General features: G+C 49.4%; 1 protein-coding gene. It reads right to left on the reverse strand.

Translation table 11 applies throughout. The features are described from left to right. Nucleotides 1-253, reverse strand: a 253-nt coding sequence (locus GFC01_RS19115) for a hypothetical protein (protein ID WP_207707673.1), incomplete at both ends; no start/stop codon positions are given.

The following is a 253-nucleotide window of genomic DNA, read 5'->3' on the forward strand; positions in this document are numbered from 1 at the left end:
TGGGGCAGAATCCGCTCGTAGTAATCCAGACATTCCGGATTGGCCAGGGCGTCCCGGTTGGTCACCGGCCGTCCGTTGACGATGTTCGTGACCGCGCTCTCCACTTTCTTCATGTTCAGGGTGTAGGTGTAAGCGGTATAATAAAACGGATGAATTTCGGTCAATAAAAACGGATGATTTTTACCATCTCCTCTCAGCCAGCAGGTATAATTACTGGTTGACAGGGGGTGGAATAAAAATTGACGAGGTGGAA

Origin of the sequence: Desulfofundulus thermobenzoicus, from assembly GCF_009428905.1 — a bacterium.
GTDB classification, from domain to species: Bacteria; Bacillota; Desulfotomaculia; order Desulfotomaculales; family Desulfovirgulaceae; genus Desulfofundulus_A; species Desulfofundulus_A thermobenzoicus.